We start from the raw sequence: 22,278 nt of genomic DNA, 5'->3' as shown, positions 1-22,278 counted from the left end.
CACGATGGGTCAGGCACAGCGACCGCCTTCGAAGGAGACCCATGGCCCGCGGCATTTATGTCAGTGCATCCACCCCCGCCAGCGGGAAGTCACTGGTCACCCTGGGTCTGGCGGACCTCTTGCACCGCCACGCCGACAGGATCGGCTTTTTCCGTCCCATCACCGACGGCCCCGATGTGGACACCGACCCCGTTGTCGCGTTGATCCGCGATCTCTTCGATCTGGACGAGTCCCATGTCGGCGTCGCGATGACCCGAGCACAGGCCCGCGAACTCATCGTCGCCGGGAATCTCGACGAAATCCATTCCCGGGCCCTGGATACCTACAGCCGGATCGCCCGCGATGTCGACGTCGTCATCGTGGAGGGGACCGACCTATCCGATCACGATGCCGCCTTGGAATTCGGGCTCAACGCCCAGCTGGCCAACCATCTGGGCTGCCATGTGGTGGGCGTGATCAACGCGGCGGAGCATACCGTCACCGAGGCCGTGGACGCCGTCGACCTGGCCCGCAAGGGTTTCTACGAGGAAAACGTCTCCCTCCTGTCGATGATCGTGAACCGGGCCGACCCGGAGCTGGCGGATCAGATCCGGGAGTCCGTGCGTCCGGGACTGCGGCACCGCAAGGTGTATGTGCTGCCCGAGATCGCGGAGATCATCCGGCCCACGGTCGGGGAAGTGAGTTCGGCGTTGGGCGCCCGGCTGGTCGCCGGTGCCCCGGAACTGGACCGCGACATCGACCATGTCCTGGTCGCGGCCATGAACGTGGGTTATCTGCTCGACCGCTACCGGGACGATTCGTTGGTGATCGCCCCGGCTGACCGTTCCGACGTCATGGCCACCGCCGTGGCGACCTCCAGGACCCCCGGTTTTCCCACCACCGCCGGGTTGTTGCTCACCGGCCCCCGGCCGATCGAGGACTCGGTCCTGCCGCTGTTGGCTGCCGCCCCCTTCCCGGTCTTCACCGTCGAGGAGGACACCTATTCCACGGCGCACCGGGTCTGGGAGGTCTCGGGGGCGTTGACCGCGGGGCAGCCGCGTAAGACGGCAGCCGCCCTGGGTGCCTGGTATCGGGACGTCGACGAGGACGAACTGCTGGCCCGGCTCTCGCTGCCGGCCCCGGAGACCATGACCCCGCTGCGGTTCCTGCACCAGCTGGTGGAACGGGCACGATCGGAGCGTAAGCGGATCGTCTTGCCCGAGGGCGAGGATCTGCGGATCCTGCGGGCGGCGGAGATCATCAGCCGTCGCGGGATCTGCGATCTAGTCATCCTGGGCAATACCCACGAGGTCCGCGAACTGGCTGCGTCCCATGGCATCGACCTGGACGGCATCCCCATCACCGATCCGGCCCGCAGCGATCTGTTGGAGGGGTTCGCCGCCGAATACGCCCGGTTGCGCGCCCACCGGGGTGTCACGGTTGAATCGGCCCGTGAGCGCCTGCTCGACCGCTCCTATTTCGCCACGATGATGGTCCATCTGGGCCACGTGGATGGCATGGTCTCCGGAGCCGCCCACACCACCGCCAACACGATCCGCCCCTCATTGGAGTTCATCAAGACCCGTCCCGGAGTGGATATCGTGTCTTCGGTCTTCTTGATGCTCATGGAGGACCGCGTTCTGGTCTACGGCGATTGTGCGGTCAACCCGGACCCGGATGCGGACCAGCTGGCCGATATAGCCCTGGCTTCGGCCCAGACGGCCCGGCAGTTCGGGGTCGACCCCCGCGTGGCGATGCTCTCCTACTCGACGGGCGCCTCGGGCACCGGAGGATCCGTCGACGAGGTCCGTACCGCCACCGATCTGGTGCGCCGGCGCGAACCCGGGCTGGCAGTAGATGGGCCCATCCAGTACGACGCCGCAGTGGACACCTCCATCGGTGCCTCCAAGTTGCCGGGGTCCTCGGTGGCCGGGCAGGCAACGGTGTTCATCTTCCCGAACCTGAACACCGGGAACAACACCTATAAGGCGGTCCAGCAATCGGCTGGCGCCGTCGCGGTCGGCCCGGTCCTGCAGGGACTGAATCAACCCGTCAACGACCTCTCCCGCGGCTGCACCGTGGACGACGTCGTCAATACGGTGGCCATCACCGCCATCCAGGCCCAGGAACACTAGGAGCCCCACCCATGCTCGTACTGGTCATCAACTCGGGATCATCCTCGCTGAAATACCAGGTCCGTGAAACCGGAACCGATGAGATCCTGCTCGCCGGTCTGGTCGAACGAATCGGTGGTCCGGAGGTTCCCGACCACGCCGCCGCCTTGGAAACCGTGCAGGAACACCTGCGCGGGGTTCTGGGTGAGCGCCAGATCGAGGCCGTCGGACACCGGGTGGTCCACGGTGGCGAGCGCTTCGCCGAGCCGGTGCTGATCACCCACGAGATCGTCCGCGCCATTGAGCGGTTGGCACCGTTGGCTCCCCTGCACAACCCCGCGGCCGCACTGGGCATCCGCGCCCTGTTGGAGAAGTGGCCCAAACTCCCCCAGGTGGCCGTCTTCGACACCGCCTTCCACCGCACCATGCCCGAATACGCCTGGCGCTATGCCGTGCCCGATGACCTCTATAAGCGTCATGGCGTCCGCCGCTACGGCTTCCACGGAACCAGCCACGACTACGTGGCCGGCAAAGCCGCCGAACTGCTGGGCATCGAACGCCAGCGCTTCCGTGCGGTCATCGCCCACCTGGGCAACGGCGCCTCGATCACCGCCATTCGCCAGGGCAAGAGCATCGACACCTCGATGGGCTACACCCCGCTCGAGGGACTGGTCATGGGCACCCGGTCCGGTGACCTCGATGCCTCGATCGTCACCCAGTTGGTCATCCGCGGCGAGTACACTGCCGAGCAGATGGACCACATCCTCAACCAGGACTCGGGCCTGAAGGGGCTCTCGGGCGAAAACGACATGCGTTCGGTCGTCGAGGCCGCCGCGGCGGGCGACGACGGGGCGGAACTGGCCCTGGAGGTCGCCGCCTACCGGCTGCAGAAGTACATCGGCGGATACCATGTGGCCGTCGGCGGCGCGCAGGCCATCGTCTTCACCGCGGGCATCGGGGAAAACGGCTGGTTGTTCCGCCAGCGCGTGGTCGGTGGTCTCGGCGCCCTGGGCATCAAGCTCGACGAGATGTCCAATATCGAGCGCAGCAAGGCGCCCCGGGTCATTTCCGCCCCCGACTCGGCCATCCCCGTCCTGGTGGTCCCCACCGACGAGGAGTCCGAAATCGCTGCACAGACCGCTTCCTTGGCCGCCACGCAGCGCTAGCTTTCGATCAGGGCGGGACCGCGCCGCAACGGAGCAGTCCCGTGGCCCCGCCAGTGAAGCTCCGGAATCGCTCGCCTCCCACCCCGGTTATTAACTTTTACTGTTTTTTGACACTGTTGACATCATTTCTGACGAATGTATGTTGTGGTGCATGACTTGCGCTAAACCTGTTATGCCACGCGTTCCGGCTGCCCGGTAGATGTCGGAGAAAAGCACCGACTCCGCCCCCGAAGAGAAGCTCTTCACCAATAAGGACTACCGGTGGTGGCTAGCCGGCACCACCAGCGACTCCCTCACGGTGTCGGTCCGTGATCTCGCCCTGCCGCTGCTCGCGTTCGCCCTCACCGGGTCAGCGGTCCTGGCCGGGTCGCTGATCACCATCAGTTCGGCGATCTTCGTGACGCTCGTGCTGGTCGGCGGAGTCCTGGTGGACCGAACCGACCGGCGCTCCTGCATGATCTGGCGCGCCAGCCTGGGCGCGCTGACCTGGGGCATGGTGGCGCTGCTACAGGCGGTGGGCCTGCTGACCTTTCCGGCCCTGGTCCTTTTCGTTGCGCTCGGCGCGATCGGTAGGTCACTCTTCGGCATGGCCGATAATGCCGCCCTGCGTTCGATCGTCAGCGGCGGCAACTTCGCTCGCGCACAATCGGTCAACCAGGGGCGGGACGCGGCCCTCGAGATCGCCGGCGGCCCCTTCGGTGCCGTGCTCTACGCCTTCGCGCCCTGGCTTCCCTTCGCCTTCTCCGCCGTCGCACTCCTGGTCCTGCTGCTCTCGGCCCAACGGATCCAAGCCGACCTGTTCCCCTATGACGAGGAGACCGAAGACCCGTCCCCCGCTACCGGGAAGGCCCGGATCTCCCGGATCGGGGCCGGCCTCAAGAGGGTCCCGAAGGATATTTCCTCGGGGTTTCGCATCGTGTTCTCCAACCCGGCGTTACGCGCCGCCGCCCTGGCCTCGACTGCGCTCAACGGAGGGTTGACCCTGGTGGTCTTCACCATCCAACTGGATCTGGTCTCCCGGGAAGTCGACCCCCTGCTCATCGCCTGGGTCAATGGCGCCACGGCACTGGCATTGCTGGGCGGAGCCATCCTCGGTGGCATGGTCGTCCCCAAGATGCGCGTCCCGACGCTGGTCTTGATTTCCCTGACCACCGCCATGGTGGGCATCGTCGGGCTGGTGTTCTTCCATCAATACGCGTTCCTCTTCCTCTGGTTCACCATCCTGGGCCTGGCCACCCCCGCCACGGGCGCGGCCATCAGCGGCTACGTCTTCACGGTGATCCCGATCCATTTCCAGGGCCGTGCCGGGTCGACCCTCACGGTCCTGAACATGGGCCTGTCGGCATTGTCCCCGTTGGCTGCCGGTTGGTTGATCCACGGGGGAAACCTCCGGCTCGCCCTGTATGCAGGAGTGGCCCTGTTCGGTGCCGCGCTGGTGTTGCTGTTCTCCTCCTCGGCCTTCCGCCAGGTCGGCAAACCCTCCGATTGGGCCTGATGGAAGCAGTCCGTGCCATGGACGCGGCAATGAGGCAGACTTGGACCATGAAGCACGCCACCCAAGGAGGCGATCGTCATGCCGTCATGGCTGGAGCATCCGCGCTCACCTGACGAGCCCGACGAACCGAGGTACGGGATCCGGGCGGGGAAGCCCCCGGGGCCGGCCGAAGGCCACTACGCCAACGGATCCACCGAGTTCCACGGGGCCGGGCCCGTCCCGGAGGGATTCGGTTTCCGTACCGGCATGCGCAGTGCCCGCGCGGTGCTGGGCTTCGCCTGGCTCGTCCTGATCATGGCCACCCTGTTGTTGGTGATGGGGGCGATCATCTTCATCGGCCGGTCCTCCTGGATCGCCGTGATCATCCTCTGCCTGCTGGAGCTGGGATTCATTGCCGTGTTCTTCGTGCTGGCCGCCCTCGCCCGGCAGCGCCGGGGGCAGCACGACTGAACGTCCCTCCCGGCTAGGGCATTCCGGCCAGCCGCAGCAGTGCCGCCGCCACCGCCCCGACGATCACGACCGCCAGGAACGGGGCGCGCAGCAGCAGCGCGATCCCCGCGGCCAGCAGGGCGCCGATCCGGGCGTCGAGGACCAGCTCCTGACCGTTGGCGAAGGTGTTCACGGCCGTCAGCGACGCCAACAGTCCGATGGTCAGCGTCCCGGCCACCCGGCCCATGCGCGGTTTGTCCAGGATCCTGGCCGGCACCAGATAGCCGGAGAGCTTGGACAGATAGGCCACCACGCAGGCGGCCAGGATCCACCACCACAGGCTCATGCGCGCGCCTCCTTGCCCTGGTGCCCGATCCAACCCCACACTCCGGCGACCAACGCCGCAATGAGGATCGGGACGCCCGGGGGTACGAACGGGACGGCCAGCACGGTGGCCACCGCGCAGACCACGGCGATCGCCACCGGATCCCGTGAGGCCAGCCGTGGCCACAACAAGGCCAGGAAGGCGGCGACGGCGGCCCCGTCCAACCCCCAGGCCTTCGGGTCGCCCAGGGCGTCGCCGAGCAGGGCCCCGGCGACGGTGAACAGGTTCCACAGGATGAATATCCCCAGCCCGGCGGTCCAGAAACCGCGGCGGACCTCTCTCAGGTCCTCCTGCACGACGGCGGTGGCCGTGGATTCATCGATGGTCACGTGGGCGGCGGCCGCCTTGCGCCACCCGGTGGGGCGGGCCATGGAGTTCATCTGCATCCCGTAGATGATGTTGCGGATCCCCAACAGGGTCGCGGCCCCGAAGGCCGCCGAACCGGCGCCTCCGCCGGCGACGACCCCGATGAACGCGAATTGCGATCCTCCGGTGAACATCAGGGCGCTCAGCGCCACGGTCTGCCAGAAGCCCAGCCCGGACGCCACGGCGAGCGCGCCGAAGGAGATGCCGTAGAGGCCCGTCGCCACGGCAATGGACAGGCCCGTCTTCACGGCAGGGGACTGGCTGAACTTCACCTCGGCAGTCTATCCACGCGCCGGCCGCGTCAGGGTCGGGCCTCCGGCTGCAGGACGATTCGCGTGCCGCGGTTCTGCCCCGATTCCAGCCGTGCCTGCGCCCACCCGGCATCGTTAAAGGACCCCAGGTCCACCTGCCGGGGCGCCCAGGCGCCGGTGGCCAGCAGGGTGTTCACGGTGTTGGCCGCGTCGGCCAGTTCGGCGACGGTGGCGTTGCTGATCGCGAAGCCGCGCAGGCTCGCGTCGCGCATGTACAGCTGCCCCACGGGCAGGACGGCTTCCGTGCCGGGCCCGGCGAGCAGGACGATCCGTCCACGGGGGGCAGCAAGCTTCACCGCCGCCGCCAGGTCGTTATGTCCTGCGGTGTCGATCTGCACGTCGAGGCCTTCGGGCGCGGCCTGCGCCAGCCGGGCCACCAGATCCGGGTCGCGGTAGTCCAGCACGGTCCCGGCGCCGAACCCGCGGCAATAGTGCGCATCCTCGGCGGAGGCCGAGGCCAGCACCCGGGCCCCGCCGGCCACGGCCAGCACGATGGCCGCCGACCCGACCTGTCCGGCACCCCCGGCGATGTAGACGCTGTCCCCGGGGTCCGGGTTCCCGTGGCGTTGGACCGCCAGGGCCGCCGTCGTGCACGGATGCAGTGCCGCAGCGGCAGTAGCCGGGTCCACGCCCGCGGGAAGCGGGTAGATCCTTTCGGCCTCGACGGCGACCCGCTCGGCGGTCGCCCCGGGCCGGCCGGCGAAGCCGAGGCTGTTGGTCCAGGCCCGCTGCCCCACCTGCAGGCCGGTCACCGACGCACCTACGGCCTCGATGGTGCCCACCGCGTCCCGGCCGACCGCCACGGGGAAGTCCAGTTCCGTGGCGTAGACCCCGGAGCGGACGAAGGTGTCCACGTGGTTCACGGCGACGGCCTCCACCCCCAGGACCACCTGGGCCGGCCCGCAGACCGGGGCGGGCAGCCGTAGCGGGTGGATCCCCGCGGTATCGGTCAGCCGGTCGATGCCGACGGCCCGGACCGTTCCTGCCCCGGTGTTCACGCCCGGGCCAGCGAATCCAGGACGGCGCGGGTGTGCTTCGGATCGTTGCTGGTCATCTCCTGGACCCCCAGCCGGGCTAGGAACCTGATGTCGGCCTCCTCGTCAACCGTCCACACCCGCAGCCCGGTTCCGGCATCGAGCCAGCCCCGCACGGTGTCCTCGTGCCGGCGCACCCAGGCGACCCCGGGGCCGGCCAGGCCGGCGATCCCCACCTCGATGGCCGGGACCCCTTCCCGGGCCGAGCCGTAGACGACGGCGGCGACCCGCGCACCGAGCTCATCCCCGCGTTCGGCGAGGCCGGCGACCTTCTTCTGGTTCTCCCCGGTGACCAGTTGGCACAGGACCTCGGCGGGAACCCTCCGGCCGAGGTGACGCACCGACCCGGCATCGAAGCACATGAAGCTGACCGTGACGTCCCCGATCCTCGAGGTGGTGGCTTCCCAGCCCAGCGCGGTCAGTTCCTCCAGGACGGCGTCCTCGAGTCCGCGCCCGAATTCGCTGGGGTGCTTGATCTCGATGGCCAGGCCGATCGACCGCCCTGCGGTGGCGGCCAGGTCCACCAGTTCACCCAGGGTCAGCAGTTGATCATGCAGCCCCCCGTAGGCGGCCGGGATTTCGCGGCCCTTCCAGGAGGCGAAGTCCAGCTCCCGCAGTTCCTGCAGCGTGAACGAGGAGATCCGCCCCGAGGCGTTGGAGGTGCGGTCCACGGTCTGGTCGTGATGGCAGACGATCCGGTCGTCACGGGTGAGGTGGACGTCGCATTCGATCCCGTCGGCACCGTCGGCGATCGCCTGCAGGTAGGCGGCCCGGGTGTTTTCCGCGTAGGCGGCGCTGGATCCGCGATGTGCATAGACATGGTGCATGGTCCTCACGCTACGCGATGGCCCCCGGGCTCGTTGGCGCGATCCCGGGCGAGCCGGTGAACTATCGTGGAAGCGCCACCGAGGCACCCCACCGATTGGACCCCCATGCCACTGATCTCCGACGTCGAACGGTCCACAGCGCTGCGGCGCATGAAAGCCATTGCCACGGGATTGTTGATCGGGATGGCGGTCCTGTTCGCGGTGTCCTTCGCCCTGCAGGAGTCCCATGGGTGGCTCCAATACGTCAGGGCGGCGGCCGAGGGCGGGATGGTCGGGGCCCTGGCCGACTGGTTCGCCGTCACCGCGCTGTTCCGTCACCCGTTGGGACTGCCGATCCCGCATACGGCGATCATCCCACGCAAGAAGGACCAGATCGGTGAGAGCCTGGGCGGCTTCATCGAGGAGAACTTCCTCTCCGACGAGGTGGTGGGCACCAAACTCGCTTCGCTGTCCTTCGCGGCCCCCGCCGGGGCGTGGCTCAGCGAGGCAGGCAATGCCGAACGGGTGGCCGTCGAGGCTTCGACGGTGGTCCGGGCCCTGCTCTCGGTGGTCAACGACGAGGACGTGCTGGCGTTGGCCGAGTCCCTGGCCCGCAAGCACATGCTGGCCCCCGAATGGTCCCCCACCCTGGGGCGGATGCTCGAACTGGTCCTGCGCGACGGACACCAACGCCCCGTCGTGGACCTGTTGGCCGACCGGGTGGCCGACTGGGTGGCCGTGAACCGCCGGACGGTGGTCCAGCTCGTCGCCGAACGCTCCCCCGCCTGGTTGCCGTCGATGATGGATACCTTCGTGGGGGAACGACTGCACCGCGAGCTGGCGGCCTTCACCGACGCCGTCCGGAACGATCCGGATCATCGGCTGCGCCGCAGCGTCGACGACTGGCTGGCCGAATTCGCACGGGACATGCAGCACCGCCCGGACACGATCGCCCAGGTGGAGGCGCTCAAGCACAGCATCCTGGACGATCCGCAGCTGCACGAGGCGGTGGCCACCGGCTGGGAGTCCATCAAGGCGGCGCTGCTCGATGCCCTGGAGAACCCGGAATCCGCCCTGCGCCTGTCCTTCGTGCGGGCGGTCATGGACCTGGGTTCGCGGTTGCGCACCGATACGGTGCTGGCGGCAAAGATCGACCGGTGGATCACCACGGCCGTCGGCTATCTGGTCCACACCTACCGTGAGCAGATCTCGGGGCTGATCGGGGACACCGTGGCCCGGTGGGACGGGGTCCAGACAAGCCGGAAGATCGAATTGCAGGTGGGCCGGGACCTGCAGTTCATCAGGATCAACGGGACCGTCGTCGGCTCCCTGGCGGGTCTGGCGATCTTCATCGCCGCGAACACCTTCCTGGGCTGACGGGGCCTACCGGCCGTCGGAGGCGCGGCGGTGCCGCTCCTGCTCGATGGCCCGCTCGACGGCGGTCCGGGCGGCTTCCAGGGCTGCGCCGTCCTCCGCGCGGGCCGGGTCGACCGCCTGGCTGAGGACCTTTCGTGGGGCCAGCCCCCCGGGAATCGTGGTGGGGACGGGCCCGAAGGCCAGTGACGCGGATTCGACGACCTTGCGGCCCAGGAACCGGTTGCCCACGCCCCCCACGGCGGCACCGAGCCCGAAGGGGATCGCCCGGCCGATGATCGAAGCCCCCTGGGTGGCCAGGATCTTGCGCAGGAAGCGCTTCTGCACCTGGGCGCCGATGGCGCCCCAGGCCCCCGACGACTTCCCGTTGCCGAAGACCGAGCCCCAGCCCTTCACCGGCCCCACCCCGCGCCCTGCCGCCTGGTGGGTCAGGGCGGAGATCATCGCACTGCCTTCCTCCCCCATCAGGATGGCCATCACCATCACCCGGGCCTTGTCCGGGTCCTCGGTGGTGATCCCGTGCAGCTCGGCCAGCGACTGGGCGTAGAGGGCGCTGGCTTCCAGGAAGCCGACCGTAGCCGCCGCAGAGAGGCCCAATGATGCCGCCGTGCCGATCCCGGGCACGACCGCGGAGGCCCCGACGGCAGCGCCACCGCCGGTGACCGCCACCATGTAGTCGCGTTTGATCAGACGGGCCAGTTCCGGCCCGTCCGCCCGGGGGTGCTTGCGCTGCAAACGGCGCAGATAGGCCACCACCAGGGGGCGCTGGACGCCGATGGCCCTGACGATCGCCCCCTGGATTCCGGCGACGGGTTTTCCGTCCGGGCCCAGGACCGCTGCAGTGATTTTTTCCTTCATATACCGATTTTAGGGGCCCTGTCCCCTCCCTGCCGGAACATCAGAGCGAAACCGTCGCGCGGGGGGCCTTCTGCACGGCGAGAACTGCCTTGCGCAGGGCCAGGAATAGCAGGACGACGCCGACGGTCAACAGGATATGTCCCAGTCCGGCGATCCCGCTCAAGGCCGGGGACGAGACGTCGGAGCCCTGGACGGCCAGGGTGCCCTTGACGAGCATCATCCCGCCGGTGATGGCCACGCCGACGGTCCAGGTCCAGAAGAACCAGTTGGACAGCTTCGGGGCGGCCGCGGAGACGTGCAGGACCCGCTCCAGGATCATCACGATCAGCAAGACGATGAACCCCAGGACCAGGAAGTGGGTATGGACCAGGGGTAGTTGTGTGGCGGAGCGGTCCGTGAAGTCGTTGGCCTTCGTCAGCTCCCGGTAGAACAATCCGGACAGGACGCCGACGACGGCGAAGGTGAAGGACGTGTAGAGAAGGCGGAGCACTTCGATGGCCTTTCGTTGATGGTTGAGGCTGATTGCCTACCATCAACTCTTCCCGCCGGGCCCCGGGCGGTGATCAACCAATCGGTGGATTCCGCCCTGTGAGGTCCACCACGCAGGGTTCGTGCGGTGGTGCGCCGCTGCTAGTCGGAGACGGGGAGGTCGATGTCGACCCAGACCAGGCGGTGGTTTCCGCTGGGGGCGGGATCGCCGTAGACCAGGGCCCGACCCGGTTGCCTGGCGGAAGGCCAGAACACCCCGGCCCCGGCGACGTCCAGGCTGATCGAGGCCAGGGCGTAATCGCTGCGCAGCGCCCCGGCGGCCCCGTCGATCGAGGTGCGCAGGTTCGGGGCCGAAAGCTTCCCGGCGTCCGGGGCCGGCGGATCTCCTGCACCGTATTCCTCAGCGCCGGGGGAGGTCGGCCGCGGGTCGTTGACCGCCGCGTTTCCCAGCAGCTGCTTCGTGGCCGAGCGGGCGGAGTCCCCCTGGCCGGGGCCCACGCCGAGGTCGCCCAGGACCACGAAGCGCGCGTCGTCGGGCAATCCGCCGCTATGTCCCTGGTCGTCGGTGATGTAGTCGGCGTCCCCGCCCCCGGCGACGTAGTCGGAGATCAACCGGATCTCGTCGGCATTGCGCCGGCGGTGTTCATTGCCTTCCTCGTCCACGGCGGCGCCGGGATCCACGGCCACCACGTGCACGGTGTTTCCCTCGATCGTGACGGGCACGTCCCAGGTGGTGGAGCTGTTCAGCCGCAGGATGGTGCGTACCAGCGGCGAATACTCCCCGGTGGGCAGCCGGTTGTCCGGCATCGAAGTCCACAGCAGGTTCTGGAAGGTGCGGATCCCGTCGCGTTGGATCGGGTGCTTGGAATACAGGACCATGCCGTGTTGTCCGGGGAAGTCCCCGTGGCCGAATCCGTCGGTCGCATCACCGACGGTTCCGTTGCCGTCCAGGTCGGCACCGGTGGGGACGCCGTGGTTGGTCGGGGCCACATACATGTAGGGGTAGTCGACGGCCTGCTGCTGGTTCTGGTCCTGCTGGAGGTAGTGGGTGCGGAAGCCCTCGGCGGCCTCGTGGTCCTCGTCGTAGTCGAAGTCACTGAGCAGCACGACGTCGGGGTTGGTCCGTTGGATGACCTCCGCCACGGCCGAGGCCGACTCGTCCCCGGCGCGGGAGAGGTCCTGGGCCAGCTCGCCGGCGTATCCGCGGCTGAGGGAGGAGTTGAAGGCGGCGGCACGCAACGCGCCGTCGTGTCCGGGGGCCGTCAGATCTCCCGTCGGCTTCAACTGGGCCTGGAACCGCTGGTAGTCGGGGGTCAGGAAGTCCGGGGCGTCGGCCCCTTCGGCGAGCGCGGGCACCATGGAGGCAGCCGTCAGACCGACGGCTAGCAGACCGGCCCCCAGGGCCCTTTTGATGACACGCACTCCACCAGCGTAGGACCTCCGACCCGGGTCGGGAACCGGGATCGGGGCCGGTGGACACGATCCGGTGCGGCGAACCATCGCGGAACCGTGGGGACGGATCGGTGCCGACCCCCGTCCTTCCGCGGGATGCCGCCGATCCGGCTACCCGTCGGTAGCCAAGACCCGACCCCGCGGCCCGGTGGGGCATTGTTGTCGTATTGAAATCTTCGCTTGATGGACCAATCCGGTTCATGCTCCGGTCCCCCCACGAAGCCCGCCCCGCCCCGCTGATGCGGGACGGGGCGGGGTGCGGTGGGCCCTACGGGGATCGAACCCGTGACCAGCGGATTAAAAGTCCGATGCTCTACCACCTGAGCTAAAGGCCCCCGGCGGCCATGATGGCCGGTATATATCCTAACGCAATGCCGGCCCTGCGTTGCAGTCAGGTCGTGGCCGGGGCTTCCGGGCCCGGAGTATCCTCGAGTGCATGAATGACGCCCAGACATCCGGAGCGGGCTCGGGCGGACGCCGACACCACCGCCCCAGGCCCTTCGCCCCGGCAGATTTCGAGCCCTTTGCCAGTGGTGTCGACCCCGCGCGCATCTCGGAGGCCGGCCAGCTGGCGGCCGAGGCGTTGGTCCACCATGGTCGGGCGAACTCCGATCCCGAGGTCACCGCCCGGCTGGTCAAGCTGGCCGATAAGGAAGGGCTGGAGGTGCTGGCCGAACTGTGGGCGCAGAGTCCTGCGCGTTCGCTGCCCGGGGCCCTCTGGCGGCTCTATGCCCTCGGAACCGCGACCCGGCGCGACCCCGAACGCTACGCCGCGTACTTCGCCGCCGGACAGCAGACCGCCGACGTCTCACGCGTCGTCGCCGGGGTGGCCGAGCCTCCGGGGGCCGACGAGGTGTCGGCGATGACCGATTCGATCCTGACTGGGGCCTTCGACGGCGATTTCGACGTGGCCCTGGAACGCACCGCGGCCTTCTGCCGAATCATCTCCTTGGGCCAGACCGAGCATGCCGACGCCTCGGAGGCCGCCAGTGCCGACCGGGCCAGCAGGTTGACCCGCACCGCGGACCTGCTGGTGAAGACGGCCGAGGATCTGGAAGCGGCAGCCATGGCCTGGCGCCGCGGCGAATTGATCTGATCCGGCACCGGCCCGGCCTGTTTCCCGCTGCCGGGCCCGGTCCCGGGCATCCCACCCCACGAGACGCCGTGTTGACAGAGTCGGGGGCGACGGAGAAAACTGGAGGCGGTGTCGGACCGCGGTAGCCCCGGGTTCCAAAATTCAGCCGCTTCGAGCGGCCTTCCGCCGAGAGGTGCTCCCGGTTCGACACCATCACCCCCCTCCTCCGGTCCACTCCGTGGCCGGCCGTGCGTAGACTGGGACGCAATCATTCGTCCACCCACCAGAGGCCGGCGGTAGAGCTTCGTGAAATTCAGGTTGTTTCCCGTGGAGACGCGTGGACTGGAACTGCTGCAGGAACTGGGCACCACTGTCCGCCATTGCGTGGAGACCCTTTCGGAACTCCTGGGTGCCCCCGCCGAGGACCAGCCGGGCCTGATCCGCGAACTCGAGCAGTTCGAACAGCGGGCCACGGATCTGCATCACGGCCTACTCACCCACCTGCGCACCAGTTACGTGAACCCGCTACCGCGCGAGGACCTCTACACCTTCTCCCGTCTGCTCCACGACGCCGTGGGTGAACTCTGCGGGGCCGGTGACCTGCTGGTGACGACATCGGTGGCCGGGGTCTCCCGGCGGGCCGCGGAACAACTGGAGATGCTCGGACGCCAATCGGAGATGACCAACGAGGCGCTGGCCAGGCTCCAGCATCCCGACGACCTGGAGGATGTCTGGATCCAGATGATCCGGCTCAGCCGCCGTTCCCACCGCACCCACCGGGCTTGGCTGGGGGAGATTGCCGATTTGTCCAAGGCCTCTTCGATCCTGCGCCACCGGGCGGTCGCCGAACAGCTGCAGGCCTCGGTGGACTCGCTGCGGGCGGTCGCCGACCATCTGGGGCGCGTCCTGGTCAAGGAATCCTGAGCAGGACGGGCCCATGACCCTGCTGCTGTGGTGCGTCTTCGCCGCGATCTGCGCCTTCGCATTCCTCAACGGCTTCCGCGACGCCTCCAACTCCGTGGCCGCCGCAGTGCGCACCCGGGCCCTGACCCCCTCGATCGCCGTCGTACTGGCCGCGTTCTTCACCGTCGTGGGTACCCTGCTCAGTACGACCTTCGGCAGTTCCCTGGTCTCCGCCGCCGACCTGAACGTCCCGGACGGGGCCACCGGTCTGGCGATCCTGCTCACCGCCGTCCTGGCCGCCGGCGGCTGGGGGTTGTTCTGTTGGTACCGGGCCATGCCGATGTCCTCGACGCAGGCGGTGATCTCCGGGTTCGCCGGGGCCAGCGGGGCCTCGGCCCTGCTCGGCGGGGACGGCGCCCAGGGGGTCACCCGGATGCTCGTCGGCGGCGTGCTCATCCCGCTGCTGCTGACCCCGGTCATCGCCTTTGCCTTGTCCTTCCTGGTGGTCATCCCGCTGACCTGGCTGCTGCGCAACTCCAGTTCCTCGGATGTGAACACCATCGGGCGGCTGGGACAGTCGGTCACCACCGGGGCCGTGGCCCTGGGCCACGGCCTGCAGGACGGCCAGCGCACCGCGGCGATGCTCACCCTGGCCCTGGTGGCCGGGCAGACGGCCACCCCCTCGGGCATCCCCTTCTGGGCGCAGGCCCTCGCGGCAGGCTGCCTGGGGGTCGGAGTGCTGTGCGGGGGGTGGCGCATCACCCACACGATCGCCTACCGGCTGGTGGCGATCGACCCGCTACGGGGCATGGGCGCCCAGGCGGTATCCGCCTCCATGCTGTTCATCGGGGCGATCGCCCTGAACATGCCGCTGTCCACGACCCAGGCGGTGACCAGCTCCATCGTGGGGTCGGGGGCCAACCAACGCTACGAATCGGTGGCATGGAGGCGCGTGGTCTCCGTCGTGCTGTATTGGGTGACCACCCCGGTGACCTGCATTGCCGCCGCCGGGGTGCTCTTCCTGGCGATCAACCCCCTGCTGGGCTGGGCAGGCTGACGCCCGAGACACCGAGGCGGGGCACCGGAAGGTACCCCGCATCCGTGTTCGATCCACTGGGGATCCCCCGGAGATTCCCCCTCCGGGGCCGTTCCCGCCACGCGCTGACCCGCGGCGGGAACCGTCTGGTCATCCGAATCGGCCGGAGACGTAGTCCTCGGTGGCCTTGACGGACGGGTTGGAGAAGATCGTGGCCGTATCGTCGTATTCGATGAGCTTGCCCGGCTTGCCGGTGCCGGCGATGTTGAAGAAGGCCGTCTTATCGGACACCCGGGCCGCCTGCTGCATGTTGTGCGTGACGATGACCACCGTGTAGTCGTTCTTCATCTCGTTGATCAGGTCCTCGATCGCCAGCGTGGAGATCGGGTCCAGGGCCGAGCACGGTTCGTCCATGAGGATCACCCCGGGTTTGACCGCAATGGTCCGGGCAATGCACAAGCGCTGCTGCTGGCCGCCCGAAAGCCCGGAGCCGGGCTTGTCGAGCCGGTCCTTGACCTCGTTCCACAGGTTGGAGGCGCGCAGCGAGGACTCGACCAGGTCATCGGCGTCGGACCGGGAGATCTTGCGGGCATTGAGCTTCACCCCGGCCAGCACGTTGTCGCGGATGGACATCGTCGGGAAGGGGTTGGGGCGTTGGAAGACCATGCCGATCTGGCTGCGCACGGTGACCGGGTCGACCCCGGGGTCGTAGAGGTTGTCCCCGTCGAGCAGCACCTGGCCCTCGACGGTGGCACCGGGGATGACTTCATGCATCCGGTTCAGGGTGCGCAGGAAGGTGGACTTGCCACAGCCGGAGGGGCCGATGAAGGCGGTGACCGACTTGGCGCCGATTTCGATGTTCACGTCCGCCACGGCCCGGAAGTTGCCGTAGTAGACGTTGAGGTCTGAGACGTCGATGCGTTTGGACATGAGGGGTTCCTTCGGTGTTCTTCGGCCCTAGCGGCCGGTCTTGGGGGAAAAGACCCGGGCAATCAGCCGGGCGCCGAGATTCAGGACCATGACCATGATGATCAGCAGCAGGGCAGCTGCCCAGGCGCGCTGGGCGCTGGGGTCGATGTTCGTCGGCGAGGTGGGGCTGAGGATCTGGTAGTAGATGAACGTCGGCAACGTGGCCATCCAGTTGCTGAAGACGTTGAAGTTGATGTTGTTGGCCAGCCCGGCGGTGACCAGGATCGGTGCCGTCTCGCCGATGACCCGGGCGATGGCCAGGGTGACTCCCGAGGCGATCCCGGAGATCGCCGTGGGGATGACGACCTGGGCAATGGTGCGCCATTTGCGTACCCCCAGGGCGTAGGACGCCTCCCGGAGTTCGTTGGGTACGATCTTGAGCATCTCCTCGGTGGAACGGACCACCGTGGGGATCATCAACACCGACAAGGCGACGGCGGCGACGATGCCCATCCGGGTGGAGGGGCCGAAGAGGATCCCGAACAGGGCTCCGGCGAAGAGGCCCGCCACGATCGAGGGGATCCCGGTCATCACGTCGACGAAGAACGTGATCCCCCGGCTGAGCGCCTTGCCCTGCCCGTATTCGACCAGGTAGATCGCCGCGAGCATCCCGATGGGCACCGAAATGATCGTCGAGAACGCCGTGATCAGCAAGGTCCCGACCACCGCGTGGTAGGCGCCGCCGAGGACCGGGGTCCCGTCGGCCACCGACTGGTTGTCCACGGCCCCGGTCATGCCGTTCATCGAGGTGAACAGGAAGTTCGACGTCATTCCGGGCAGCCCGCGTTCGAGCACCGTATACAGCACGGAGATCAACGGGATCAGGGCCAGGATGAAGCAACCGTGGATGAGGTAGGTGAAGAACGAGTTGGTTCCCTGCCGGCGGCCCTCCACGATGACGGTGACCGCGGTGGCCCCGACGACGAACAGCAGTGCCGTGTAGATCAGCATCGAGGCGATGGAGAAGCCGCCCAGCGTGGATCCGGCGGCCCCCAGGACCAGGGCCGAGAGTCCGACGACGGGGATCGCCCAGCGGGGCAGGCGCCCCTTGGAGAGCCGGTTGCGCCGGTTCGCGACCGGGGCGGCGGGTACGGGGGTCAGGGTCGCATTGGTCATCAGTTGGCTCCCGAGAATTGCTGGTGGCGGCTGATGATCCAGCGGGCGATCATGTTCACGGCCAGGGTGATGACGAACAGCACCAGGCCCGCCGCAATGAGTTCGGACATCCGCAACCCGAAGGCCTCGGGGAAGTTCAGCGCGATTTCGGCGGCGATGGTCTGGTTGCCGGACTTGATCAGCGAGGGGATCAACGTTCCGGTCGACAGGACCAGCGCCACGGCCATGGTCTCCCCCAGGGCCCTGCCCAGGCCGAGCATGACCGCCGAGATGATCCCGGCGCGGGCGAACGGCAACACCGACATGCGGATCATCTCCCAGCGGGTGGCCCCCAGGGCCAGCGCCGCTTCTTCATGGAGTCCGGGGGCCTGCAGGAAGATCTCCCGCGAGAGGGAGGTGATGATCGGCAGGACCATCACCGCCAGCACGACCCCCGCGGTGAGCATCGTCTTGCCGGTCTGGGAGACCGGGCCGCCGAAGACGGGAAGGAATCCGAGGTGCTGGTTGAGCCATTCATAGCCCGGAACCAGGACCGGGGCGAGCACCAGGTAGCCCCAGATCCCGTAGATCACCGAGGGGATGGCGGCCAGCAGGTCGATGACGTAGCCCAGCGGTGCGGCCAGCTTGCGCGGGGCATAATGCGAGATGAACAGGGCCACGCCCAGTCCCACCGGGGTGGCCAGCACGATGGCGATGGCCGCGGCGATCACGGTGCCGATGACGATCGGCCAGATGTAGGAGAAGAACCCCTGTCCCCCGGAGAGGTCTGCCGGGTCCGCGGTGAAGGCGGGGAGTGCCTGGACGAAGAGGAACAGGGCGACGGCGAAGAGGGTGAGCAGGATCAGGATGCCCGCGGACCTCGCGGCCGTGGAGAAGACCCGGTCTCCGGTCCTGCCCGAACCGGGTCCCGACGTCAGCGCGTTGGTTGTCATATGCGACCTTTCGGTCCGTGGTGGCCCGGATTCCATGGTGGAGGGGAATTCCTGGATTCCGGGCCGGATGGGTGTTCTCGATGCCTGCTAGGAGGCTACCTCGATGGAATCGATGGCTTCGTGGGCCTGTTCCATCAGCGGTTCGGATAGCGGGGCACTGCCTGCCGAGTCGGCGGCGGCCTGCTGGCCTTCGGCGCCCACGACGTAGTTGCCCCAGGCCTTGACCAGATCCACGGTCTCCTGGTCCGGGTAGCTGCTGCAGTAGATGTGGTAGCTGACCAGGCTGATCGGGTAGGCCCCCGATTCGGTGGTGTCGCGCTTCAGTTCCAGGGCCATGTCCACGTCCGAGCGGCCGGTGACCGGTTCGGCGCTTTCCACGGCCTTGGCTGCCGCTTCGGCGGACAACTCGGTGTAATCCTCGCCCACCTTGACCGCAACGGTCCCCAATTCCCCGACGGCGGAGGCATCGGCATAGGTGATGGCCCCCGGGGTCGAGGTGGTGGTGGAGACGACGCCCGCGGTTCCCTTGGCGTTCTCGGACTGCAGGTCGGAGGGCCAGTCCCCCGATTCCTCGTACGTCCAGGTGTCCCCGGCGGTGGCCGAGAGGTACTGGGTGAAGTTCTCGGTGGTCCCCGATTCGTCGTTGCGGTGCACCACGGTGATGTTGGTATCGGGCAGGTCGACGCCTTCGTTCTGATCGGCGATCGCCGGATCGTTCCAGGTGGTGACCTCCAGCGCGAAGATCGCGGCGATGGTCTTCGCATCCAGTTTGAGCCCCTCGACGCCTTCGAGGTTGTAGGCCACGGCGATCGGGGAGACATAGGCCGGGATGTCGAAGGCCCCCGCTGGGCCGCACACGTCCTTGGAGGATTCGAATTCCTCGTCGGAGAGGTAGGCATCCGAGCCGGCGAATTGTGCGCCACCGGCCAGGAAGGCCTTGCGCCCGGCGCCGGAGCCGTCCGGGGAGTACTGGACCTTCGCCCCCTCGCCGGTGGATTCGAACCCCGACTTCCAGGCGTCCATGGCCGCCTTCTGCGAGGAGGCACCAATACCGGTCAGCGTGCCGGTGACGGCCTTGCTGCTCTCCTGCGACGAACCGCCCGAGCCTTCGGTGCTGCCGGTGGGGTTGTCCGAGCCACAGGCGGTCAAGGCCAGGGCTGCGACGGAAAGTACTGAGGCGATCTGGGTGGTGCGGGAAAGCTTCACGTGGTCATTCCTTCTTCTGCTGCGACGGTGGCTGCTGCTTCGGTGTATCTACGACGCTAGGCAGCGGAAGTGAAGAACGGTCCCGGCCCGGGTGAACAACAGGTTAACGCGGATCGGCCCTTCCCGGCCCAGCCGCGGAAAACCCGTCGTTGACGAGGGTCTACGGCCCTCGGCGCGCTCCGTGAGCGATCCATCACAAGGCGATGGGGTCTTCCCCTGCTTTCATGCCAAACTGTAGGCATGGACAAGGCGACACCGCTGGGCAAAGTGTCCCCATGGCTGCGCCGAAGAGCGCGATCGGGGACCGCCCGCGTCCGCGTCTCCCTGGTGCAGATCATCCAGATCACCGTCTGTGCCGTCGGCGCCTATTGGATCGCCGAAAAGATCCTGGGCCACCAGGCCCCCCTCTTCGCGGCCACCTCGGCGGTCATCGCCTTGGGTTTCGGCGGCATGACCAGGATGCGTCGCGTCCTGGAGGTCGCCATCGGCTGCACCCTGGGCATCGCTGTCGGCGACCTGCTGCTCACCGTGCTGGGCACCGGGATCTGGCAGGCGGCCACGGTCGTCTCCGTGTCGCTGATCCTCGCCCGCTTCCTGGACAGCGGCTCCATCTTCACCACCCAGTTCGGGGTCCAGGCCCTGCTGGTGGTCCTGCTCCCGGCCCCGGACGGCGGCCCATTCACCCGCAGTGCCGACGCGATCATCGGCGGGTTGTGCGCCCTGCTGATCACCGCCCTGGCCCCCCGGGACCCGCGCCGGGAACCCGCAGGGGAACTGCGCCAGCTCATCCGGGAACTCTCGGCCATCCTGCGTGAATGTTCCGTCGCGGTCCGCGAATCCGATTCCACCCGTGCCTGGCATGCCCTGGTCCGGGCCCGGGGGACCCAGCCGCTGATGGACAAGATCCCGGCGTCGCTGACCGGTGCCCACGAGATCGCCACCTTTTCGCCCCATTTCCGGCGCCACCGCGGCGAGCTGCAACGGTTGCGCCGGGTTGCCGGACAAGTCGACCTGGCGATGCGTAACCTGCGGGTCTTCTCCCGCCGGATGGCCTCGGTCATCACCCATGCGGCCCTGCGCGACGAGGCTGCCCTGGAGCTCTCGGTCTACCTCGACGAGGTGGCCGATGCCGTCGACGCGCTGGCCCGCTCCGTCATGGAACCCCAGCAGTCCCAACGCGACCGCGCCGAAACCGCGGCACGGGAGGAACTGATCGCTGCCGCCGGGCGACTGACCCCCGCCTCCTTCGGCGCCACCGGGCTGCAGGGCGAAGGGCTGGTCCTGTTGCTGCGGCCGCTGGTCGTGGATCTGCTGGAGGCCACCGGACTCGAGCACTCCGAGGCGGTCCCCTTCCTCGCCCGGCTCTGAACCCGACCCAACTGTCTCTCGGAGGCGATAACATCGTGAACCATGGCCAGCAAAAGCAGTACCCGCGCCCGTAACGCCCCCAGCTACCGCTGTGCCGAATGCGGGTGGACAACCGTGAAATGGGTCGGCCGCTGTGGTGAATGCCAAGCCTGGGGAAGCGTCGAGGAGATCGGTCAGGTCACCGCACGCACCACGGCCGCGGCCACCGTGGCCAGCCCGGCGGTGAAGATCGCCGACGTGGACTCCTCGCTGGCCCTCTACCGGCCGACCCTCATCGGCGAACTGGACCGCGTCCTGGGCGGCGGGCTGGTCCCCGGGGCCGTGATCCTGTTGGCCGGGGAGCCGGGGGTCGGCAAATCGACGTTGCTGCTCGACGTCGCGGCCCGCACCTCCCGCACCGACCGCACGGTCCTGTACATCACCGGCGAGGAATCGGCCGCCCAAGTGAAGATGCGTGGCGAACGGATCGATGCCCTCTCCGACACCCTCTACCTGACTGCCGAAACGGATCTGGGCATCGCGTTGGGCCAGATCGAACGGCTGGACCCCGACCTGCTGGTCATCGATTCGGTCCAGACCCTGTCCTCCGCGGACGTCGAAGGCGCTGCCGGCGGGGTGACCCAGGTCCGTGAAGTTGCTGCCTCATTGATCAACGCGGCCAAGAAACGGAACATGACCACCATCCTGGTCGGCCATGTGACCAAGGACGGTTCCATTGCCGGGCCCCGACTGCTCGAGCACCTGGTGGACGTCGTCTGCCAGTTCGACGGTGAACGCCACTCGCGTCTGCGCCTGCTGCGTGCCGTGAAGAACCGGTACGGCCCCACGGATGAAGTCGGCTGCTTCGATCTGACCGAGTCGGGGATCGAAGGCCTCGCGGACCCCAGCGGACTCTTCGTCACCCGCACCAAGGAACCGGTTTCGGGCACCTGTGTCACGGTCACCCTGGAGGGCCGCCGGCCCCTGGTCGCCGAAGTGCAGTCTCTGCTGGCCAAGACGAGCAACGCCCAGCCACGTCGGGCCACCAGCGGGCTCGACTCCGCGCGCACGGCCATGATCCTGGCCGTACTCCAGTCCAGGGCGGGCATGGACCTGTCCACCCTGGATTCCTACGTCGCGACCGTCGGCGGTGTCCGGTTGGGGGAACCAGCGACCGATCTGGCCACGGCCCTGGCGATTTCGGGGGCCAAGCTGGACCGTCCCCTGCCGGCACAATTCATTGCCTTCGGGGAGGTCGGGTTGGCCGGGGAGGTCCGCCCGGTGCCCGATATCGGTCGCCGCATCACCGAGGCCGAGCGTCTGGGTTTCCGTTATGCGCTCGTCCCCGCCTCGCCCAACGGCCCCGGGGTCGTGCCCAACGGCTTCAAGGTCCGTGAAGTCAGCACCCTGCAGGAGGCCCTGGGCGCGGCCTTCGG

Annotated in this window: 21 protein-coding genes and 1 tRNA gene; 10 read left to right on the top strand and 12 right to left on the bottom strand. The window is 68.1% G+C overall.

The genetic code is table 11. The features are described 5' to 3' along the window. Window positions 1–41 precede the first annotated feature (41 nt). The 4 genes from pta (at window position 42) to ACT3UE_RS13680 (ending at window position 5,204) form a co-directional block, all read left to right on the top strand. Window positions 42–2,114 carry a phosphate acetyltransferase gene (gene pta / locus ACT3UE_RS13695; RefSeq protein WP_441380466.1) on the top strand — a complete coding sequence of 691 codons (2,073 nt, stop codon included), beginning with the start codon at window positions 42–44 and terminating at the stop codon, window positions 2,112–2,114. Between the two features lie 11 nt (window positions 2,115–2,125). Beyond that, window positions 2,126–3,259, top strand: coding sequence for an acetate/propionate family kinase (locus tag ACT3UE_RS13690; RefSeq protein WP_444566894.1), 1,134 nt, complete (start codon window positions 2,126–2,128; stop codon window positions 3,257–3,259). Between the two features lie 199 nt (window positions 3,260–3,458). Beyond that, entirely contained in the window at window positions 3,459–4,754 is a 1,296-nt protein-coding gene (locus ACT3UE_RS13685; RefSeq protein WP_444566893.1) for an MFS transporter, read from the top strand. A gap of 78 nt (window positions 4,755–4,832) precedes the next feature. Further along, window positions 4,833–5,204, top strand: a complete 372-nt coding sequence (locus ACT3UE_RS13680; RefSeq protein WP_444566892.1) for a hypothetical protein — start codon at window positions 4,833–4,835, stop codon at window positions 5,202–5,204. Window positions 5,205–5,217: 13 nt separating this feature from the next. Here the strand turns inward: ACT3UE_RS13680 and ACT3UE_RS13675 are convergent, their stop codons facing one another. Genes ACT3UE_RS13675 through ACT3UE_RS13660 form a run of 4 tightly spaced genes read right to left on the bottom strand, consistent with a single transcriptional unit; the run spans window position 5,218 to window position 8,106 of the window. Then, a complete protein-coding gene (locus ACT3UE_RS13675; protein WP_444566891.1) occupies window positions 5,218–5,529 on the bottom strand; it encodes an AzlD domain-containing protein in 312 nt (103 codons plus the stop codon). Next, window positions 5,526–6,206 (bottom strand): AzlC family ABC transporter permease, encoded by a 681-nt coding sequence (locus ACT3UE_RS13670; protein ID WP_444566890.1) that lies wholly within the window; start codon window positions 6,204–6,206, stop codon window positions 5,526–5,528. Before ACT3UE_RS13670 ends, ACT3UE_RS13675 begins: the two co-directional genes overlap by 4 nt. Window positions 6,207–6,235: 29 nt before the next feature. Next, window positions 6,236–7,243 carry an NADPH:quinone reductase gene (locus ACT3UE_RS13665; RefSeq protein WP_444566889.1) on the bottom strand — a complete coding sequence of 336 codons (1,008 nt, stop codon included), beginning with the start codon at window positions 7,241–7,243 and terminating at the stop codon, window positions 6,236–6,238. Beyond that, window positions 7,240–8,106 (bottom strand): glycerophosphodiester phosphodiesterase family protein, encoded by an 867-nt coding sequence (locus ACT3UE_RS13660; protein ID WP_444566888.1) that lies wholly within the window; start codon window positions 8,104–8,106, stop codon window positions 7,240–7,242. The genes ACT3UE_RS13665 and ACT3UE_RS13660 overlap by 4 nt, the downstream gene beginning before the upstream one ends. Window positions 8,107–8,211: 105 nt before the next feature. On the opposite strand from ACT3UE_RS13660, the gene ACT3UE_RS13655 reads away from it, so the two are divergent. Beyond that, complete coding sequence (locus ACT3UE_RS13655; protein WP_444566887.1) at window positions 8,212–9,462, top strand: DUF445 domain-containing protein; 1,251 nt, start codon at window positions 8,212–8,214, stop codon at window positions 9,460–9,462. A gap of 6 nt (window positions 9,463–9,468) precedes the next feature. On the opposite strand, the gene ACT3UE_RS13650 is transcribed toward ACT3UE_RS13655, so the two are convergent. From ACT3UE_RS13650 to ACT3UE_RS13635, 4 genes are all read right to left on the bottom strand, one after another. Then, window positions 9,469–10,317 (bottom strand): hypothetical protein, encoded by an 849-nt coding sequence (locus ACT3UE_RS13650; protein ID WP_444566886.1) that lies wholly within the window; start codon window positions 10,315–10,317, stop codon window positions 9,469–9,471. Window positions 10,318–10,357: 40 nt separating this feature from the next. Then, complete coding sequence (locus ACT3UE_RS13645) at window positions 10,358–10,807, bottom strand: DUF2871 domain-containing protein (RefSeq protein ID WP_444566885.1); 450 nt, start codon at window positions 10,805–10,807, stop codon at window positions 10,358–10,360. Window positions 10,808–10,947: 140 nt separating this feature from the next. Then, window positions 10,948–12,228, bottom strand: coding sequence for an endonuclease/exonuclease/phosphatase family protein (locus tag ACT3UE_RS13640; RefSeq protein WP_444566884.1), 1,281 nt, complete (start codon window positions 12,226–12,228; stop codon window positions 10,948–10,950). A 292-nt stretch (window positions 12,229–12,520) separates the two neighbouring features. Then, window positions 12,521–12,593, bottom strand: a tRNA-Lys gene (locus tag ACT3UE_RS13635). A 101-nt stretch (window positions 12,594–12,694) separates the two neighbouring features. Between ACT3UE_RS13635 and ACT3UE_RS13630 the strand changes: the two genes are divergently transcribed. The 3 genes from ACT3UE_RS13630 (at window position 12,695) to ACT3UE_RS13620 (ending at window position 15,293) form a co-directional block, all read left to right on the top strand. Then, window positions 12,695–13,354, top strand: coding sequence for a hypothetical protein (locus ACT3UE_RS13630; RefSeq protein ID WP_444566883.1), 660 nt, complete (start codon window positions 12,695–12,697; stop codon window positions 13,352–13,354). Window positions 13,355–13,660: 306 nt separating this feature from the next. Further along, on the top strand, window positions 13,661–14,257 hold the full coding sequence (locus ACT3UE_RS13625) for a hypothetical protein (RefSeq protein ID WP_444566882.1): 597 nt from the start codon (window positions 13,661–13,663) through the stop codon (window positions 14,255–14,257). Between the two features lie 13 nt (window positions 14,258–14,270). Beyond that, on the top strand, window positions 14,271–15,293 hold the full coding sequence (locus ACT3UE_RS13620; RefSeq protein WP_444566881.1) for an anion permease: 1,023 nt from the start codon (window positions 14,271–14,273) through the stop codon (window positions 15,291–15,293). A 129-nt stretch (window positions 15,294–15,422) separates the two neighbouring features. Here ACT3UE_RS13620 and pstB read toward each other — a convergent pair whose 3' ends face one another. The 4 genes from pstB to pstS all read right to left on the bottom strand — a co-directional run bounded on the left by pstB (window position 15,423) and on the right by pstS (window position 19,495). Next, the gene (gene pstB, locus ACT3UE_RS13615) at window positions 15,423–16,202 is read right to left on the bottom strand and encodes a phosphate ABC transporter ATP-binding protein PstB (protein WP_444566880.1); all 780 of its coding nucleotides are present in this window, start codon (window positions 16,200–16,202) and stop codon (window positions 15,423–15,425) included. Between the two features lie 27 nt (window positions 16,203–16,229). Beyond that, window positions 16,230–17,357, bottom strand: a complete 1,128-nt coding sequence (gene pstA, locus ACT3UE_RS13610; RefSeq protein WP_444566879.1) for a phosphate ABC transporter permease PstA — start codon at window positions 17,355–17,357, stop codon at window positions 16,230–16,232. Next, window positions 17,357–18,289 carry a phosphate ABC transporter permease subunit PstC gene (gene pstC, locus ACT3UE_RS13605; protein WP_444566878.1) on the bottom strand — a complete coding sequence of 311 codons (933 nt, stop codon included), beginning with the start codon at window positions 18,287–18,289 and terminating at the stop codon, window positions 17,357–17,359. The genes pstA and pstC overlap by 1 nt, the downstream gene beginning before the upstream one ends. 87 nt (window positions 18,290–18,376) lie before the next feature. Next, a complete protein-coding gene (gene pstS, locus ACT3UE_RS13600; RefSeq protein WP_444555327.1) occupies window positions 18,377–19,495 on the bottom strand; it encodes a phosphate ABC transporter substrate-binding protein PstS in 1,119 nt (372 codons plus the stop codon). A 240-nt stretch (window positions 19,496–19,735) separates the two neighbouring features. On the opposite strand from pstS, the gene ACT3UE_RS13595 reads away from it, so the two are divergent. Both ACT3UE_RS13595 and radA read left to right on the top strand, forming a co-directional pair. After that, window positions 19,736–20,863: an FUSC family protein gene (locus tag ACT3UE_RS13595; protein ID WP_444555326.1), complete on the top strand. Its 1,128-nt coding sequence runs from the start codon at window positions 19,736–19,738 to the stop codon at window positions 20,861–20,863. 42 nt (window positions 20,864–20,905) lie between these two features. Further along, window positions 20,906–22,278, top strand: a 1,373-nt coding sequence (gene radA, locus ACT3UE_RS13590) for a DNA repair protein RadA (RefSeq protein ID WP_444555325.1), incomplete at its 3' end; no start/stop codon positions are given.

Source organism: Arthrobacter sp. 179 (genome assembly GCF_052379645.1).
In the GTDB taxonomy this organism is placed as follows: domain Bacteria; phylum Actinomycetota; class Actinomycetes; order Actinomycetales; family Micrococcaceae; genus Arthrobacter_H.
The sequence above is the reverse complement of the archived record's forward strand: the minus strand, read 5'-3'. Positions and strand labels throughout refer to the sequence as shown.

Excerpts from the sequence above, each read along its gene's own strand:
- ACT3UE_RS13690 (WP_444566894.1), top strand. The coding sequence starts at position 2,126 with ATGCTCGTACTGGTCATCAACTCGGGATCATCCTCGCTGAAATACCAG.
- ACT3UE_RS13650 (WP_444566886.1), bottom strand. The coding sequence starts at position 10,317 with ATGAAGGAAAAAATCACTGCAGCGGTCCTGGGCCCGGACGGAAAACCC.
- ACT3UE_RS13660 (WP_444566888.1), bottom strand. The coding sequence starts at position 8,106 with ATGCACCATGTCTATGCACATCGCGGATCCAGCGCCGCCTACGCGGAA.
- ACT3UE_RS13685 (WP_444566893.1), top strand. The coding sequence starts at position 3,459 with ATGTCGGAGAAAAGCACCGACTCCGCCCCCGAAGAGAAGCTCTTCACC.
- pta (WP_441380466.1), top strand. The coding sequence starts at position 42 with ATGGCCCGCGGCATTTATGTCAGTGCATCCACCCCCGCCAGCGGGAAG.
- pstA (WP_444566879.1), bottom strand. The coding sequence starts at position 17,357 with ATGACCAATGCGACCCTGACCCCCGTACCCGCCGCCCCGGTCGCGAAC.
- ACT3UE_RS13620 (WP_444566881.1), top strand. The coding sequence starts at position 14,271 with ATGACCCTGCTGCTGTGGTGCGTCTTCGCCGCGATCTGCGCCTTCGCA.
- pstB (WP_444566880.1), bottom strand. The coding sequence starts at position 16,202 with ATGTCCAAACGCATCGACGTCTCAGACCTCAACGTCTACTACGGCAAC.
- pstC (WP_444566878.1), bottom strand. The coding sequence starts at position 18,289 with ATGACAACCAACGCGCTGACGTCGGGACCCGGTTCGGGCAGGACCGGA.
- ACT3UE_RS13655 (WP_444566887.1), top strand. The coding sequence starts at position 8,212 with ATGCCACTGATCTCCGACGTCGAACGGTCCACAGCGCTGCGGCGCATG.
- ACT3UE_RS13680 (WP_444566892.1), top strand. The coding sequence starts at position 4,833 with ATGCCGTCATGGCTGGAGCATCCGCGCTCACCTGACGAGCCCGACGAA.
- ACT3UE_RS13630 (WP_444566883.1), top strand. The coding sequence starts at position 12,695 with ATGAATGACGCCCAGACATCCGGAGCGGGCTCGGGCGGACGCCGACAC.
- ACT3UE_RS13595 (WP_444555326.1), top strand. The coding sequence starts at position 19,736 with ATGGACAAGGCGACACCGCTGGGCAAAGTGTCCCCATGGCTGCGCCGA.
- ACT3UE_RS13675 (WP_444566891.1), bottom strand. The coding sequence starts at position 5,529 with ATGAGCCTGTGGTGGTGGATCCTGGCCGCCTGCGTGGTGGCCTATCTG.